This is a genomic window from Corynebacterium lemuris (genome assembly GCF_024919295.1).
GTDB classification, from domain to species: Bacteria; Actinomycetota; Actinomycetes; order Mycobacteriales; family Mycobacteriaceae; genus Corynebacterium; species Corynebacterium lemuris.
The window spans coordinates 50,022-65,310 of the sequence record NZ_JANWTC010000005.1; the positions used below are offsets into that span (position 1 = coordinate 50,022).

The 15,289-nt window shown below is 68.9% G+C and carries 15 protein-coding genes; all 15 read right to left on the reverse strand.

All coding sequences use genetic code 11. The features are described from left to right. Positions 1 to 53: 53 nt before the first annotated feature. On the reverse strand, positions 54 to 866 hold the full coding sequence (locus NYP18_RS08235) for an ABC transporter ATP-binding protein (protein ID WP_259427710.1): 813 nt from the start codon (positions 864 to 866) through the stop codon (positions 54 to 56). Beyond that, entirely contained in the window at positions 863 to 1,951 is a 1,089-nt protein-coding gene (locus NYP18_RS08240) for a FecCD family ABC transporter permease (RefSeq protein ID WP_259427711.1), read from the reverse strand. The genes NYP18_RS08235 and NYP18_RS08240 overlap by 4 nt, the downstream gene beginning before the upstream one ends. Further along, positions 1,948 to 2,994, reverse strand: a complete 1,047-nt coding sequence (locus tag NYP18_RS08245; RefSeq protein ID WP_259427712.1) for a FecCD family ABC transporter permease — start codon at positions 2,992 to 2,994, stop codon at positions 1,948 to 1,950. The genes NYP18_RS08240 and NYP18_RS08245 overlap by 4 nt, the downstream gene beginning before the upstream one ends. Further along, positions 2,995 to 4,065, reverse strand: a complete 1,071-nt coding sequence (locus NYP18_RS08250) for a hypothetical protein (protein WP_259427713.1) — start codon at positions 4,063 to 4,065, stop codon at positions 2,995 to 2,997. Position 4,066: 1 nt separating this feature from the next. Further along, positions 4,067 to 6,190, reverse strand: coding sequence for a hypothetical protein (locus tag NYP18_RS08255; RefSeq protein ID WP_259427714.1), 2,124 nt, complete (start codon positions 6,188 to 6,190; stop codon positions 4,067 to 4,069). Next, positions 6,187 to 7,191 carry an iron-siderophore ABC transporter substrate-binding protein gene (locus NYP18_RS08260; protein ID WP_259427716.1) on the reverse strand — a complete coding sequence of 335 codons (1,005 nt, stop codon included), beginning with the start codon at positions 7,189 to 7,191 and terminating at the stop codon, positions 6,187 to 6,189. Before NYP18_RS08260 ends, NYP18_RS08255 begins: the two co-directional genes overlap by 4 nt. 195 nt (positions 7,192 to 7,386) lie before the next feature. Beyond that, positions 7,387 to 9,633 (reverse strand): YncE family protein, encoded by a 2,247-nt coding sequence (locus tag NYP18_RS08265; protein WP_259427717.1) that lies wholly within the window; start codon positions 9,631 to 9,633, stop codon positions 7,387 to 7,389. A gap of 415 nt (positions 9,634 to 10,048) precedes the next feature. Then, positions 10,049 to 10,855 (reverse strand): pantoate--beta-alanine ligase, encoded by an 807-nt coding sequence (locus NYP18_RS08270; RefSeq protein ID WP_259427718.1) that lies wholly within the window; start codon positions 10,853 to 10,855, stop codon positions 10,049 to 10,051. Further along, positions 10,852 to 11,568 carry a 6PGD fold domain-containing protein gene (locus NYP18_RS08275; RefSeq protein ID WP_259427719.1) on the reverse strand — a complete coding sequence of 239 codons (717 nt, stop codon included), beginning with the start codon at positions 11,566 to 11,568 and terminating at the stop codon, positions 10,852 to 10,854. The genes NYP18_RS08270 and NYP18_RS08275 overlap by 4 nt, the downstream gene beginning before the upstream one ends. Beyond that, a complete protein-coding gene (locus tag NYP18_RS08280; protein WP_259427720.1) occupies positions 11,568 to 12,506 on the reverse strand; it encodes a DUF6779 domain-containing protein in 939 nt (312 codons plus the stop codon). Before NYP18_RS08280 ends, NYP18_RS08275 begins: the two co-directional genes overlap by 1 nt. A gap of 10 nt (positions 12,507 to 12,516) precedes the next feature. Next, a complete protein-coding gene (locus NYP18_RS08285; protein ID WP_259427721.1) occupies positions 12,517 to 12,984 on the reverse strand; it encodes a DUF3180 domain-containing protein in 468 nt (155 codons plus the stop codon). A gap of 3 nt (positions 12,985 to 12,987) precedes the next feature. Further along, on the reverse strand, positions 12,988 to 13,473 hold the full coding sequence (gene folK / locus NYP18_RS08290) for a 2-amino-4-hydroxy-6-hydroxymethyldihydropteridine diphosphokinase (protein ID WP_259427722.1): 486 nt from the start codon (positions 13,471 to 13,473) through the stop codon (positions 12,988 to 12,990). Further along, a complete protein-coding gene (gene folB, locus NYP18_RS08295; protein ID WP_259427723.1) occupies positions 13,473 to 13,862 on the reverse strand; it encodes a dihydroneopterin aldolase in 390 nt (129 codons plus the stop codon). Before folB ends, folK begins: the two co-directional genes overlap by 1 nt. Continuing rightward, positions 13,855 to 14,706 (reverse strand): dihydropteroate synthase, encoded by an 852-nt coding sequence (gene folP / locus NYP18_RS08300; protein ID WP_259427724.1) that lies wholly within the window; start codon positions 14,704 to 14,706, stop codon positions 13,855 to 13,857. The genes folB and folP overlap by 8 nt, the downstream gene beginning before the upstream one ends. Positions 14,707 to 14,716: 10 nt before the next feature. Next, positions 14,717 to 15,289 carry a GTP cyclohydrolase I FolE gene (gene folE, locus NYP18_RS08305; RefSeq protein WP_259427725.1) on the reverse strand — a complete coding sequence of 191 codons (573 nt, stop codon included), beginning with the start codon at positions 15,287 to 15,289 and terminating at the stop codon, positions 14,717 to 14,719.

The following is a 15,289-nucleotide window of genomic DNA, read 5'->3' on the forward strand; positions in this document are numbered from 1 at the left end:
CAGCTCAGCGCATGTGCTGAGCGCTGCTTGTCGACGCCCCTCCGTTCCCCGGATCAGACGTCGATCGGGATGACGATGGGCCGTTCATTGACCGGATCCGTCAGCAGCTGGCACGGCAGGTCATAGACCTCCTCGATCAGTTCCGTGGTGACCACCTCCGATACCGGCCCCTGGGCGACGATCGCCCCGCCCTTCATCACCACCAGATTCGTCGCGTAGCGGAAGGCCAGCGTCAGCTCGTGCAGGACCATCACCACGGTCACCCCCTCCCGGTGCAGCTGACGGGCCAGGTTGAGGACCTCCACCTGGTGGGTGATGTCGAGGTAGGTGGTGGGTTCGTCGAGAAGCAGGATCGGGGTCTCCTGCGCCAGGATCATCGCCAGCCACACCCGTTGACGCTGGCCACCGGACAGATCCGTGATCCGCCGGCCGGCCAGATCAGCCACCCCGGCGCGTTGCAGGGCCGTGTCCACCGCCGCCTGGTCGCGGGACGACCACTGCCGGAGCACCCCCTGGTGGGGATAACGGCCGCGGGCCACCAGATCCTCCACCAGGATGCCGTCCGGGCTCAGCGGCGACTGCGGCAGCAGCCCCAGCCGGCGCGCGACCTCCTTCGAGGCGTAGCTGTCGATGGGCACCCCGTCGAGCTCCACCACACCCGTCGAGGTGGGCAGCAGGCGGGCGATGGTGCGCAGCAGCGTCGATTTGCCGCAGGCGTTCGGGCCGACGATCACGGTGATCTCCCCGCTCGGGATGGACACGTCCAGGTGCGAGATCACCTGGTGGTCCCCGTAGCCGACCGACAGGTCCCGGCCCACGAGTCGGGGCTGCTGCAGGTTGAGTTCCGTTGTCCCAGGGATGGTCATCGTCGAGTTCTCCATTCACGGGCAAGCAACCAGATCAGATAGATGCCGCCGAGGGTGCCGGTGACGACACCCACCGGCAGCTGGGTGGGGGCGAACAACCGCTGGGCCACCACATCGGAGGCCAGGACCAGCAGTCCGCCCATGACGGCGGCCACCCCGATCCCCACGGAACCGGTGCGGGTGAGGCGGCGGGCCAGCTGCGGCGCAGCCAGGGCCACGAAGGCGATGGGTCCCGCCACCGCCACGGACATGGACACCAGTGCCACGCCCACCACGAGCAGCTCCAGGCGGCGGCGTTCCACCCGAACCCCCAGACCGGTGGCCAGGTCATCGCCGCTGATCATGATGTCCAGCGGGCGGGCGAGCACCAGGGCGGCGGGGAGCAGCACCACCAGGGTGGCGATGATCGTCCACACCGTCGGCCAACCGGTCGCGTTGAAGGAACCGGCCTGCCACTGGCCGGCTGTCTGCGCGGCGGTCAGCGAGGCCCGGACGATGAACAGGGAGTTGAGCCCCTGCAGCACCGAGGACACGCCGATGCCGACCAGCACCAGTCGGATACCGCTCAGCCCGCCGCGCCAGGCCAGCAGATAGACGAGTGCGGCGGTGCCGAAACCGCCGAGCAGCGCACCGAAGGCGATCGCCACTGGGCCACCGTTGAACACGATGATCTGGATGAGCGCACCGGAGGCCGCACCGACGGTGAAGCCGATGACGTCGGGGCTGCCGAGCGGGTTGCCCGACAGTCCCTGGAAGATCGCGCCGGAGGCACCGAGGGCCGCGCCGACGAGGACGGCGGCGAGTACACGCGGCACCCGCTGGTTCTGCACGAAGAACTCGGCGAGGGGATCAGAGCTGCGCCCCACCAGCGCCCGCAGCGCCTCCCCCACGGTCAGGGGATAGTCCCCCAGCAGCAGAGCACCGCAGCCGAGGGCCAGGATGAGGCCGGTGAGCACGGCCGTCACCGCCACCGTGCGTGACTCCAGGCGGAGCACGATCCCCGGCAGGGTGATCAGCAGGTGGCGTTTCCGCCGCGGCGGGGCCTCCGCCGCGCTCGTGGTTTTCAGGGGTTTCGTGGTGGTCACATCGCCTCCAGTCGGCGGCGGCGCACGAGGGCCACGAAGACCGGGCCGCCCAGGATCGCGGTCATGATGCCCACCTGGACCTCCTGCCCGGGCAGGACCACCCGGGCGAGCAGATCCGCGAGCAGCATGGCGCAGGGACCGGCGAGCGCCGCATAGGGCAGCACCTTCCGCTGGTCAGAGCCGCACACCCCGCGCGCCAGATAAGGGACACCGAGGCCGATGAACATGATGGGGCCCACCGCGGCGGTGGCAGCGCCCGCCAGCAGGGTGACGGCGACAACCACCAGGGTGCGGGAGAGGTTGACGCTCACGCCCAGTCCACGGGCGGTCTCCTCCCCCAGGGCCAGTGCGTTGAGCGCGGGAGCGCTGGCCATGGCCAGCACCAGGCCCATCGCGATGAAGGGGGCCACCGCGAGAACCACTGTCTCACCGCGGCCCTCCGCGGAGCCGGCGGCCCAGAACCGGAACTCGTTGAAGGCGTTCTGGTCGGTGAGGATCACGGTCTGCACCATCGCGCCGACCGCCATGCTCACCGCGACACCGGCCAGGGCCAGGCGTTCGGGGGCCGGGGATCCCTGACCGGCTGCGCCGAGGATGTAGACACCGACCGCGGCCAGCGCCGCACCGGCGAAGGCGAACCAGAGGTAGAACCAGATGGAGGTGATGCCGAAGGCGGCCACCGCGAGCACGACGGCGAAGGAGGCACCGGCGTTGACGCCCAGGATGCCCGGGTCGGCCAGGGGATTGCGGGTCATCGACTGCATGAGCGCGCCGGCTACGGCAAGGGCGGCACCCACGGCAACCAGCAGGAATGTCCGGGGCAGACGCTGCTCCAGAATAACCGTCGCCTCGAAGCTGCCGTCCGGGGAGGTGAGCACCTCCATCACCCGGGTGAAGGGGATGGGGTTCGAGCCGATGAACAGGGAGGCCGCGGACAGCAGGATGAGAACGGCCACGGTGAGCAGCGCCCACCCTGCGGTCGCCCCGCGCTGCGCCGGCGTCGCCTGTGAGGAGACGGCGCCGGGGGAACTGAGCATGACCATCTAGCGGTCCTGTCCTTCAGGACGCGGCTGGAACTCAGTCGTGTCCCCCACGGCGCCCCCGTGGTAACGGTGCGCGCCACTACTGCGGCGCTGCACCGTCAGCCACGTGTTGATCGCGGTGAGCCCGACCAGCAGGATGGCTCCGCCGATGAACAACCCGATGTAGGGCACCGTTCCCCCGGCCGAGGCAGAGGTGGCCACGACCGTGCCGGCCGGGGTGATCACCTGCCCCTGTTCAGCGAGTATCTGCTCCCCGCCGGCACCGAAGGCGGCGCCGTCGATGCCGAGCGGCTGGCCGTTGTTGCCGGTATCCCCCGCGGCGGTGCCGACTGAGTCCGCGCCGCCACCGGTGGCGGCCGTCTGGGTGCCGCCGGCAACTGCGCCACCGGACATGGCCCCTGCAGCCTGTCCACCGGTCCCGGTGGTGGCGGCCGTACCGGTGGTACCGGCTACCCGGGCCCCCTGCGCGGTGTTGGCGGCACCGGCGGCACGCGCCGTAGTGCCGGTGGTGTTCGTCCGGGCCCCGGTGGTCGCCGGGGTACCCGCAGCCGTCGTGGCCGCGGCGGCCGTGGTTGCCGCTGCCCCGGCCGCCTTGACCACCTTGAAGTTGGAGTTGCCGCGGTTGGAGTAGCCCTTGACGCCGATCTGGGCGCCGGAGGCGTCGGTCATGACCTCGCTGGCCAGGTACCGCAGCCAGTGGTCGCCCTCGCTGATGTCGCAGGGCACCTGGACGGAACCGGAGGCGGTTCCCGATGCACTGATCCGCTGCGTGGCCACCACGCCCGTGCCCTGTACGGACTCGTCACCGTAACCCTGGCCGTCGTCGATCTTGACGCTGACGACCTCGCCGGCGGGGAAACCGTGGAGGGTGAAGTTGAGCGTTCCGCAGGGCTCGAGGGTGGTGGGTGAAACCGTGGACGTGGTTCCCGGGGTGTCCCCGGAGGCACCTCCCGGAGGCAGCGCGATGGCCGGGGAGGACTGCAGGCCCATGACCAGGGCGACGGCGCCAGCAGCGATGAGGGTGGTCAGGCCCGCCCGTCGGCGCGGCGTGGAGAGAGCGGAAGCAGCCATGTCAGATCCTCCCGGATCGCTGTGTACGTCGGTTGCCGCCCCAGAGGGCGAGCGCATAGAGGGAGGGGATGAGGGCACCGAGGCCGATCATCCACCAGTCGGTGGCACCGACCACCTTGGCGGTCCTGATCACGGTCGTGGGACGCGGGACAGTGGGGTCGGCGCTCTCGGTGGCACCCGGCTCACCCAGGGCGATGGCGACCCAGCCGAGCAGGGAATCCTCCTCGCTGAGCAGGGAGACCTTGAATTCACCGTTCGGGATGGTGCCGGTCTCCAGGCGGACCTTGCGTTCATCATCCACCTGGGTCCAGCCCACCGGTACCGGCTCGGGGCCGTAGACATGGAGGAAGACCCAGTCCCCCGGCTCGCGGTTGCTGAGCGTCACCGTGAGCAGTTCGTTCTCCAGGACCGCCTCCAGGTCGCCGGACTTCGGGTCGTCCAGCTCATCCTGGTGGGCCACCGGTGCGTCCGGCTCATGGGTGGGTGCCGGGCGGGAACCTGCCGCGGCGGTCACGGTGCCGGTCACTGCCGCCGCGGTGACCGTGGTGGTGGGGGTGAGGAACTGTCCACCGGCGGGCACGAGAGCGGGTACGTCGACGAAGTCTGTCCGGGTGCCCACCTCCTCGATGTCGTCGAAGGTCTCGATCTCCGTGGCGGGAGCAGCCACAACCGGCGTGGCGGCATCGGTTCCGCGGAGACGGTCGATGTCATCGGACAGGACGCCGAGGGCGTTGAACATGCCGTTGATGTCGCCGGCCAGGCCGGTGAGGTCCCCTGCCAGGGTGCCGGCCGTGGCCTCCGTGGTCGTGGTGTCCGTGGTCGTCGTCTCCGCGACGGTGAGCAGATCCCAGCCCAGCAGCGCACCGCGCTGGCCCTGGTTGCCGGACTGCACCACCATCTTCAGGTCTCCCGCGGGCAGCAGGACGTCCTGCTGGGCGACGGTGAAGGAAAGACCCTCATCAAGCTGGTGCCACTCCCCCTGCCAGGGCAGCTGCGGGGTGCCACCCGTGCTGTAGGCGGTGAGGTGGACCCAGTCGCCGGCTTTGCCGCCGGGGACGGTGACCACGAGGTTCTTGTTGCTTCTGGCCACCTCGACACCGCCATCCGTGCCGGCCGCGAGGTCGGCGGCGTAGTCGAGCGGATCGGGGAAGCTGTTGGGCCGGTATTCACCGACGGTGAAGGCGAGGGTGGCGCCACGGCCGGGCACACTCCGGATGGGGTCACCGTTCTTCAGCGATCCACTGAGCACACGCATGGTGTGCTCACCCGGGGTGAAGGCCGGGGTGGACCCCCGCGCACCGGAGGTGGTGCCGTCCGGCAGGACGAGGTCGTACTCCCAGTCACCGGTGCGGTCATCCGCCGGGAAGACCGACCAGATCGTCTGGTTGGAATGCACGGAGGTGTCGAGGCGGCTGATCCCGCCCTCATCCAGCTTGATGGCCACGATGGAACCACCGCTGATGGTGTTGCACCAACCGCGGCCCGTCACCTTGAGCACGCCGTCGCCGTCCGGGGTCGGAGCGACCTCGACGGTTGCCGGATTCACGGCCGGTGTGCAAGTGACTGCCTCTCCCGCATCGTCCCCGTAAGGGATCCCGCCGACGGTGAGCGGCCTCGTGTTGACGGTGCGTTCCACATCGCCGTCGGTCAGTCCGCTGGCGATGTTGGCGGTGAGCTTCTGCCCGGCGACGAGGCCGACCGGGAGGTCGATGGTCGTGTCGAAGTTGCCCTGGGTATCCGCGTTGATCATGGCCCAGATGGTCTGGTCCGGGGCGCCGTTCCTGGGGTGGTTGATGATGTCGGCGCCGGTGCGGATGTACTGCTGGCTGATGCCGGCCGTCTCCTTGTTCAGCTTGACGGTGATGACGGAGCCCCCGGAACCGGAGGTGGTACGCCAACCGGTGCCCTTGAGCCGGAGTTCTCCGCCGTCCTCGACGTCCTGCTGCACCTCCACGGTGGCGGTGCCGACGGTGATCTGCTGGACCGCGCCTGTGGCGGCGGTGGTCACGGTGCGGATCTCCGGCTGGGGTGCAGCGGTGGCGGTGAGGGGTTGGACAGAGAACGCGAGGCAGGTGGCGAAGGCGGCGACGGTCGCCGAACGGATGGTCTTCCTGTTCAGGATCACGGGGAATTCCCCTCTGTGAGCGCGGTGAGGATGTCGTCGATGAGGCGGAACATCAGCAGCGGGCCTCCCGTCGAGGTCCAGGCGGAACCGTCGACCGGGATGATGTTGCCCTGCTGGTAGGCGCTGAGCTGGGTGAAACCGGGGACGCTCGCCGCCTGGTCGATCGCGGCCTGGGCTTCACCGACGTCGGCGCCACCGCCCGCGAGCGGGTTGCCGACGCTGGAGCCGCCGAGTGTTCCGAAGAAGATGTGGTCGGCGTCGATCTCGTTGAGGTTCTCTGCGGAGACCGGCTCGGAGTGGCCGCGGCCGATGCGGTCCTGGTTGGCCGGCCGCTGGAGGCCGACGTCGGTCAGCGCCCGGCCCGCAGGCAGTTCCTTGAGGATCAGGGCGGCGGAGTTGCCCTGCCAGCGGACCACGGAGAAGGTCTGGTCCTGGTGGCCCTTCAGCTGCTCGGCGGCAGCGGCTGCCCTGGTGTCATAGTCGGCGATGAGCGACTCGCCCTCCTCCGCCATGTTCACGGATTCGGCGACCAGCTGCAGGTTGGACCGCCAGTCGCCGCCGGCGTAGCCGGTGTAGACAACCGGTGCGATCTGGCGCAGGGCCTCGATCACCGGCGGGTTGTTGTTGATGCTCGTTCCGTCCACCAGGATGAGGTCCGGGAAGACGGAACCGATGGCCTCGAAGTTGGGCTGGGCGACAGTACCCAGCAGGGGGATCTCCTGGGCAGCTGCACCCAGGTAGTCGGGGACGGTCTGCAGGCCACGCCCGGACACGGTGCCCACCGGGGTCAGGCCCAGGGCCAGGACGGCGTCGAGAGTCGGTTCGGAGAGGGTGACGATGCGGGCGGGTTCGACAGGCACCTGCACTTCGGTGCCCTCAATGTCGGTGACGGTTCGGGTAGGGCCACCCGCAGAGCCGTCGGCACCTGAACTGCAGGCACTGACCGTCAGCAGTGCCGTCAGCAGCAGGGCGAGGAGGCTGAACCTGGAACTACGGTTCATGTGTGGGGATTCCTTTCGAGGAAGATGAGCAAATCAGTCATATGGAGGGAAAACCCTGCGCGGGACACCCGGAAAACTCCGGATGTCCCGCGGTCGGAAGGGAATCTCAACACCCGGTCACTGCCTGGACCAGGTGGGTGGAGGTGCTACCCACCGCCAGGAAGGCGGGGCGGACGACACCTCCGGGGGCGTCACCTAGTGGGAGGAGCCGCCGAGCTTGGCGGAACCGGAAGGCTTGCCCGGGTTGGGCTTGCCCGGTCCGGGGTTCTCGCCGCCGGTCTTGCCGATCGGGCGGTAGCGGTAGAGGTCGTCGACGCGCTTGTCGCCTTCCTCACGGCCGGCCTTGTTGACCAGGTAGGCGGAGCCGTCCGGGCCGACGGAGATGTGGTTGGCGTTGACGCCGGCCGGCAGGTTCGCGGTGACCTTCAGGGTCTTGGCGTCGATGACGGTGGCGGTGCCGCCGCCACGGTTGGCGACGTAGACCAGCTCGTTGACCGGGTCGTAGACCGCGTTGAGGGCGCCGGCACCGGTCGGGATGTCGGCGATGACCTCGTCCTTGTCCACATCAACGACCACGACGTTGCTGGTGCCCTGGTTGGCGATGTAGAGGTTGCGGTTCTTGGAGTCCCAGGCCACACCGGAGGCGGTGGCGACGTTATCGCCCAGATCGTAGAAAGTGATCTTGTTGCCGTTGCGGACGTCGATCTTGGCGGCGGTCGGGTTGACGAAGCTGGTGGTGAACAGCTCACCGGTCTTCTCGTCGAAGGCCAGGGACATGGTCACACCGAAGTCGTTCTCGGGGTCCTTGACCTGGATGGTCTCGACCTTCTCCAGGGTCTTGCCGTCGTAGACCTCGATGACGGAGGTGCCGGCGTCACCGCGGGCAGCGGAGGAGACGTAGGCCTTGTTGGTCTTCGGGTCGACGACGACGTCGCGGCTGTGGGCGACCTCGCCGGCCTCGAACTGCTTGACCAGGGAGAGGTCGGACTGCTTGTACACGGCGATGGTGTTCTGGCGGGTGTTGGTCACCCAGACGTAGCCGAGCTTGTTGTCCAGGCCGATGCCGTAGACGCCGTAGACGCCCTTGCTCTCATCGTCCGGGTTGACGGCAGCCGGCTTGATCTCCTGCTCAACCGCGAGGGTCTCGCCGTCGAGACGGATGAGGCCGGAGTCCTGGATCGGCGGGCGGCCCACCGCGCGGGCGGCGAAGACCTTGCCGGTCTCGGGGTTCACGGCGGTCTGGTACTGGCCGTTGCCGATATCGACGCGGTCGATGGTGAAGTTCTCGGCGCCGACCTCGGAGTTGTCCGGGGTGACGGCGATGCCGGAGGTGAGGGTCTGGGTACCGCCCGGGACGGTGTAGGTGACGGAGAACTTCTCACCGACCAGGGACTGGTCGCCGGCGAGCTTGACGCCCTCGACAACGGCCTTGCCGTCGGCGCCTGCGGTGGTGGTGCCGGTGTAGAAGGTGGTGTCCCCTGCGGCGATCTTGGTCACCTGGGCACCGGCAGCCAGGTTGGCGACGGTGGCGGTGGCGGTGGCGTTCAGGGAGTTCGCGGACAGGGCCAGGGCGCCCTCGGTGGTGATCTTGGCCTCGACCTCGTCACCCTTGTCGCTCTTGAGGGTGATGGTGTTTTCACCGGCGGGTGCTGCACCTGCCGGGATCACCAGGGTGCCGGAGGCGGTGCCGTCGGCGGCGGCCTTGATGGTTTCGGCGGTCTCGCGGCCGTTCCGCCACTGGGCGGCCCCGGTACCGGCGGTAGCGGAGATCGCGGCCTCCGGGCTGAAGCCCGAGAGGTTCAGGTCGACGGTGACGGTGCCGTCGGCGGCAGTCGCCGGCTCGGCGGCGGTGGCCTTGGCCCCGCTGGTCTCACCGGGCTCGCCGTCCTTGTCATCGTCGACAGCGATGGTGCCGCACTGGCCGTCCTGGGCCTCACCGTTGACCACGTTGAAGATGACGAACTTGGAGGCACCAGCACCGCCGTCGTTGCCGGCGAGCAGGCGGATGCCGTACTGGCCGTCAGCGGCGAAGGTCGGGAGCTTCAGCCTGGCCTCGAAGTTGCCGGCGGCATCCGGAAGAGCGGCGACATCGTCGACGTAGGCGGTTCCGGTGCCATCGACCTCAGCGACATCGGAGCCGGCCTGGTCTGCCTCGAACCTGAGGGCGCCGTCGTTGAGCTTGTAGGCGAGGGAGCCCTTGTCCGGGCGCTTCTCGAAGCCGGTACCGACGAGGGTGATGATATCGCCGGACTTGTAGTTCTTCTCTTCCTTGAGGGTCAGCGTGCCAGCGCCATTGCCCTGGTTGCGGGTGCTGAACTCCGAGCACTCCTGCGCGACGGCCGGGGCGGCGGTCATGACCGCAACGCCGGAGGTGGCGATGGCCACGGACATGAGGCCGGCGATCGCCCGCTGCGTCGCACGGGACTTCCAAGTGATGTTCATCGTGGGGGACTACTCCTAGTCGGTGACTTCAGTTTCACGTTGCTTCAGCCGCCTGATGCGACGGGCCGTGACGGACCGGAACCCGCAACGTTCGCCGATGAGCCTAGGCTCGCCTAACCTCATTTCTCAAAGATTTAGGCAAGGCTAACCACCCCCGCGCAAAGGGTAACGAGATGACAACTCTTAGGTAACGCTAACTCGTACGTTGGCGAGAGCTGCCGATATCCGGCAAACTACATAGGTAAGGTTGCCCAAATGTGATAACGCTCACTAGGGGCGTTTTTGCCCCCACCCGTCACCACAATTGCATACGATTTCAGCCCTGCGTCTGCTTCCCGAACCGCACTTCCCGCCGCTCCGGACATGAAAAAAGGGGCACCCCACGGCGCCCCACCCCTGCTGTCCGTGACCGCGGTCAACCCTCAATGTTGCGGAAGCCGATCCCCAACGGCAGGCCGACGTTATCCGTCAGGCGCACGCCCCCGACCAGGGCCGACACCAGAAGGCGGGCATCGCCGGTCTCGGGTGCATCACCCAGGTCCAGGCCACGGACCTCCAGGTAGTCCACCGCCACCCCCGCAGTGTCCAGCACACCCCGGGCCACCTCAAGGACGGTTTCTGCACCGTGTTCGGCGGTGTGGGCACCGGCGGTCAGTGCCGCCGAGAGCGCGAGCGCCTGCTCCCGGGCGGACTCCGCCACCGCAGAATTGCGCAGGGAAACAGCCAGCCCGTCCGGCATGCGGATGGTGGGCACCCCGTGGAGCTTCACCGGCAGGTGCAGGTCAGTGATGGCCGCCTGCAGTGCCCGCATCTGCTCGTAGTCCTTCTCCCCGACCACCACATCGGAGGGGTCGACGATGTTGATCAGGCTCAGCTCGAGCGTCAGCTGCCGGGCGACCTCGTCGACAGGCTCGAGATCGAGATCGACGGGCTGGACGAGGGTGCGCAGACCACGCGGCCACAGGGCGTCCTGTGTGTAGCGGAAGACGGCGTCGACGCCTTCTTCCGCGAAAGCCGGCGGCACCTCCTCACCGGCCCAGGCGACGAGGACCACGGCGCGCGGCAGCCGGCGGGCGGCACGCACCAGCGCAATATGGCCGGCGTGCAGCCCGGCACCCAGGGGGATGAGCACCACCGGGCGACCGCTCTTGCGCATGGCACGCGCCAACACGGGAATCTGCTCAAGCCCGAACTCAGTGGCCTGACCTGGTGTGAAGCTCACAGTTTCTCCTCCTGAATCGCCCATAATTCAGCGTCCTGGTTGTGCTGGGTCTCCGCGACACGGCGGGTTGACTGCCGGAAGGCGCGAGCCTGGCCGGGGTTGTCCACCGATTCCCACCGCGCACGCAGACCAACGGGTCCGGCAACCTCGGGAAGCCTGCGCAGAGGCCCCAGAGCGTCGGCGATGTCCTGGGCCTCCTGGGCGTCGCCGAGGACGTCGGCGAGCAGCCGCACCGCGTCCCCGCGGAGGGCGTGCACCACCTCGACGTAGGTGACGGCGGCCCCCAGCCGGAGCCGATCGGCGTCGTTGAAGTGGAAGGCGCTGGCGCCGAGCTCCCCGATGAGGAGATCAGCGATGGTCTCGCCGACCTCGTCGATGGCGGTCACGGCCCACCGGTCGGGGCTGAGCTGCCCCAGGGCGATGACCACTGCCCCGGTGACCTCCAGCGGGTCCATGATCTGCACGCCGTGGGCCAGTGCGGTGTGCACGAAGATCTGGCCACGGCGGGAACGTTCAGCGAGTTTCTCCACGGCCGCCTCCAGCAGCGGTTCACGCACCTCCAGAATGACCATGTCGAGTTCCTCGACCGGTGGTGGTTCGGGGTCGTAGTCGAGGAAGCTGACGTCATGGCCGACACGGGCCAGCTGGTCGGGCAGGGTGGAGATCCGGCTGTCGCCGTAGACCCCCACCTGCATGCGCGGTGCCTGCACCACTACTCCTGGTTCTCCCGGGAACGGGCCAGCAGCTCAGCGACGGAGACTCCCCCGGTGTTCTCGTCGCGACGCCGCCGGCCCCGGCGGTCCTCCTCCGACTCTGCTGCCGCGGTGTCCTGCTCCACGACGGGTCCCTGGGTGGGTTCTGCGGTGTGTTTCTTTGTACTGCCCTGCTCCCAGTCGACGGTCTGGAAGGAACCGGTGTCGAAGATCCGGGTCTCCTCAATGTCCGCCCGGTCCTCCGACTGGGCGTCCGTCTTCTGCTGCTGCTTCTCTTTCTCCCGACGCTGGTTCTCCGCGATCAGCTCGGCCAGGGGATTGACCTCCGGCCGGTTCGGCTGCTGGCCGATCCGGCCGGCGACGGCGTCCAGGGAGGGCGCACCGCTGATCCGTCCTTCGACCTCCGGGGAGCTCACCGGCTCGGGAACCTCGGATTCCTCCGCTTCATCCTCCTCCCCGAGGTCACCGAGGGTGACCCGTTCCAGCTCCATGATGCGGCGGGCCTCAGCACGCAGGGCGGCGGGCTCGTAGCCGAATTCCCGCCCGGCGAGGGCCTCGAGCTGTGCGCGGATGCCGGCGAGTTCACGTTTGATGTCCTCGAGCACCTCGGATTCCCGGTCGTGCTGCTCCTGCTGCAGCTCCAGGGCACGGCTCTCGACCTCGGCGGTCTGCTCGGCGACGGCCCGGGCCACCTCGACGTCGTGGAGTTCAGCGTTGTGGAACAGCTCCCGGCGTGCGGCCTCGGCGTCGCGGCGGTAGCGGAACACCAGGAAGAAGCCGATGACCGCAGCCCACAGCGCGGCCAGCAGGGCGATCTTCAGGGCCCCGTCGCTGTCTGTGAAGAGCATGACGATGCTCGCGATGAAGGCGAGGACAACCAGCACGACCAGCATCACCTGGCCGCGGTCCACCCCACCTGACGTCTTCGCCTCATTCATGGTTTCCACTCTAACCAACCGCCTCCCCCTCAGCGGGCGGCGGTGTCTCGCAATGTCGTTCGAGATACACACCGGCCGCGGCCAGGGCGATCCCGCCGACCGCGCTGGCCGCCACACCCGGCAGGTCATCTGAGGCGGCGACCAGCTCCCCGAGACGGGGGACGATGAAACTGCCGATGCCCACATACGCCCCGCCCATGATCGCGCCGGTCCACGCCGAGGCCTTCCCGATGACCAGGAACAGTGCCGCCGTCAGCGGGTTGAGCTGGCTGCGGTCCTGGCCGATGCGGCCGCCGGCCACCCGGTCGCGGACCTTCCACGCCAGGTACACGCACACCGCCGCCATCACCCACAGAAAAACAGACACGGTGACGGGCACGGTCATCATCGAGCCGTAGAACCGCCAGGTGAGGATCGCGGCGACGGCCGCGGTGAAACCCCCGGCGGCGATCAACCCGGTGATCGGTGTGCGCTGCATGCTTTACAGTCTCCCAGCCTCGACGATTCCCGCCACTTCCGCCGGATCGAGCCCGGCGAGCAGCTCGGTGACGGGTGTCCCGCCCAGCGTGGCATGCGGATCGGCGGCCAGCCAGGGCACCAGCACGAAGGCCCGTTCATGGGCGTGGGGGTGCGGGAGGGTGAGCACCGGGTCCGGGGAACTCAGCTCCTCCGGGTCGAGGACGGTGACCACATCGACGTCGAGGGTGCGTGGCCCCCAGTGCCGCTCGCGGACGCGATCGGCGGCCTCCTCCAGGCGCTGGCCGCGGCGCAGCAGTTCCAGCGGGGTGGCGTCCACGTCGACGATGAGCACGGCGTTGAGGAACTCACCCTGGTCCGTCACACCCCAGGGCGGAGTGGCGTAGACGGGCGAGGCGGCGACGGTCTCCGTGCGGAACTCCGCCGCCACCCCGCGCAGCAGGGCCCACCGGTCGGCGAGGTTGGAACCGATGGACAGGACCGCCCGCATCAGGCCTTCCTGAAGTGGGCCTGGGTGCGGCGCGAGCGGCGCGCCACCACCGCCACGTCCGCGAAGGCGTGCGGGATGGGGGCCTCCGGCTTGTGGATGGTCACCTCGACGGCGTGCAGCATCCCGAAGGTGGCCATGGCGCGGTCGGCGATCTCGACGGCGACGGTCTCGATGAGGTCGCGGGCCTCGCCCTGCACGACCTCAACGGCCAGCTCGGCGAGCTCCCCGTAGTTGACGGTCCGCGAAAGATCATCGGTGGCCGCCGCCTCGGCGACATCGAGCCAGCAGGTGATGTCGACGATGAAGCTCTGGCCGTCGCGCTTCTCTTCCGGGTAGACCCCGTGGTGGCCGAAGCACTCCAGGCCGCGCAGCTCAATCCGGTCAGCCACGGGCACCTCCCGCATTCCAGGCCGCGGCGACATCGACGGCGTCCCGGGAGACGGGCACGTTGTGCACGCGGACCCCCCAGGCACCCATCTGCGCGGAGATGGCGGTGACGGCGGCGGTGGCCGGATCCGCGTCGGCGGGCACGACCTCGAGGCCGCGGTCCGCCCGCACGGAGGACAGGAAACGCTTGCGTGACGCACCGACGAGGATCGGGAACTCACCGCTCAGGAAGGTGGGCAGCGCGTTGAGCAGCGCCCAGTTGTCCACCCGTGTCTTGGCGAAGCCCAACCCCGGGTCGAGCACGATGTTCTCCTGCACCACACCGGCGGCCAGGGCATTGTCCACCAGCCGGGCGAGGGTCTCGTGGACGTCGCGGACGACGTCCCCGCCATGGTCAGAGGCCCCGGCGGCGTCCCCGAACTGGACGGTGCGCCAGTGCATGAGACATACGGGCAGGTCAGTATCGGCCATGACACGGTACATACCGGAGTCGGCCAGCCCCCCGGAGACGTCGTTGATCATCGCCACACCCGCCTCAGCGGCGGCGGCCGCCACGGAGGCACGCATGGTGTCCACCGAGGTCGGGATCCCCTCCTGCGCCAGGGCCGTGATGACGGGGGCGACGCGGGCGGCCTCCACGGCGGCGTCGACACGCGTGGCGCCGGGCCGGGTGGATTCCCCACCGACGTCGATCATGTCGGCGCCCTGAGCCACCAGCTCACGGCCGTGGGCTATGGCGGCATCGATGTCCAGCCACCTCCCCCCGTCGGAGAAGGAGTCCTCCGTGACATTCACGATGCCCATCACCAGGCACCGGCCCGGCACCGTCAGATCACTCACCCGCATGACCATTCCCCTATCCCCGGATCAGGCTGAGGACCTCGGCACGCGAGGCGGCACTGGTCTTGAAGCCGCCGCGCACCGCGGACGTGGTCGTGGTTGCGCCGGGCTTGCGGATACCGCGCATCGCCATGCACAGGTGCTCGCACTCGATGACCACGATCACGGCCTGGGCACCGAGCCGGTCCACCAGGGCATCGGCGATCTGCGAGGTCAGCCGCTCCTGCACCTGCGGACGCTTGGCGTACATGTCAGCCAGGCGCGCCAGCTTGGACAGGCCTGTGACATGCCCCTCACTGCCGGGGATGTAGCCGATGTGGGCGATGCCGTAGAAGGGCACCAGGTGGTGCTCACAGGTGGAGTAGATCGGGATATCGCGCACCAGCACCAGTTCCTGGTGGTCCTCCGCGAAGGTGCGCTCAAGCACCTCGGTCGGGTCGCAGTGCAGGCCGGCGAAGATCTCCTCGTAGGCCCGGGCCACGCGCGCGGGGGTGTCCTGCAGCCCCTCGCGCGCCGGGTCCTCGCCCACCGCGATGAGCAGTTCGCGTACGGCGGCCTCGGCTCGCTCCCGGTCAAACGGTCTGGTCAA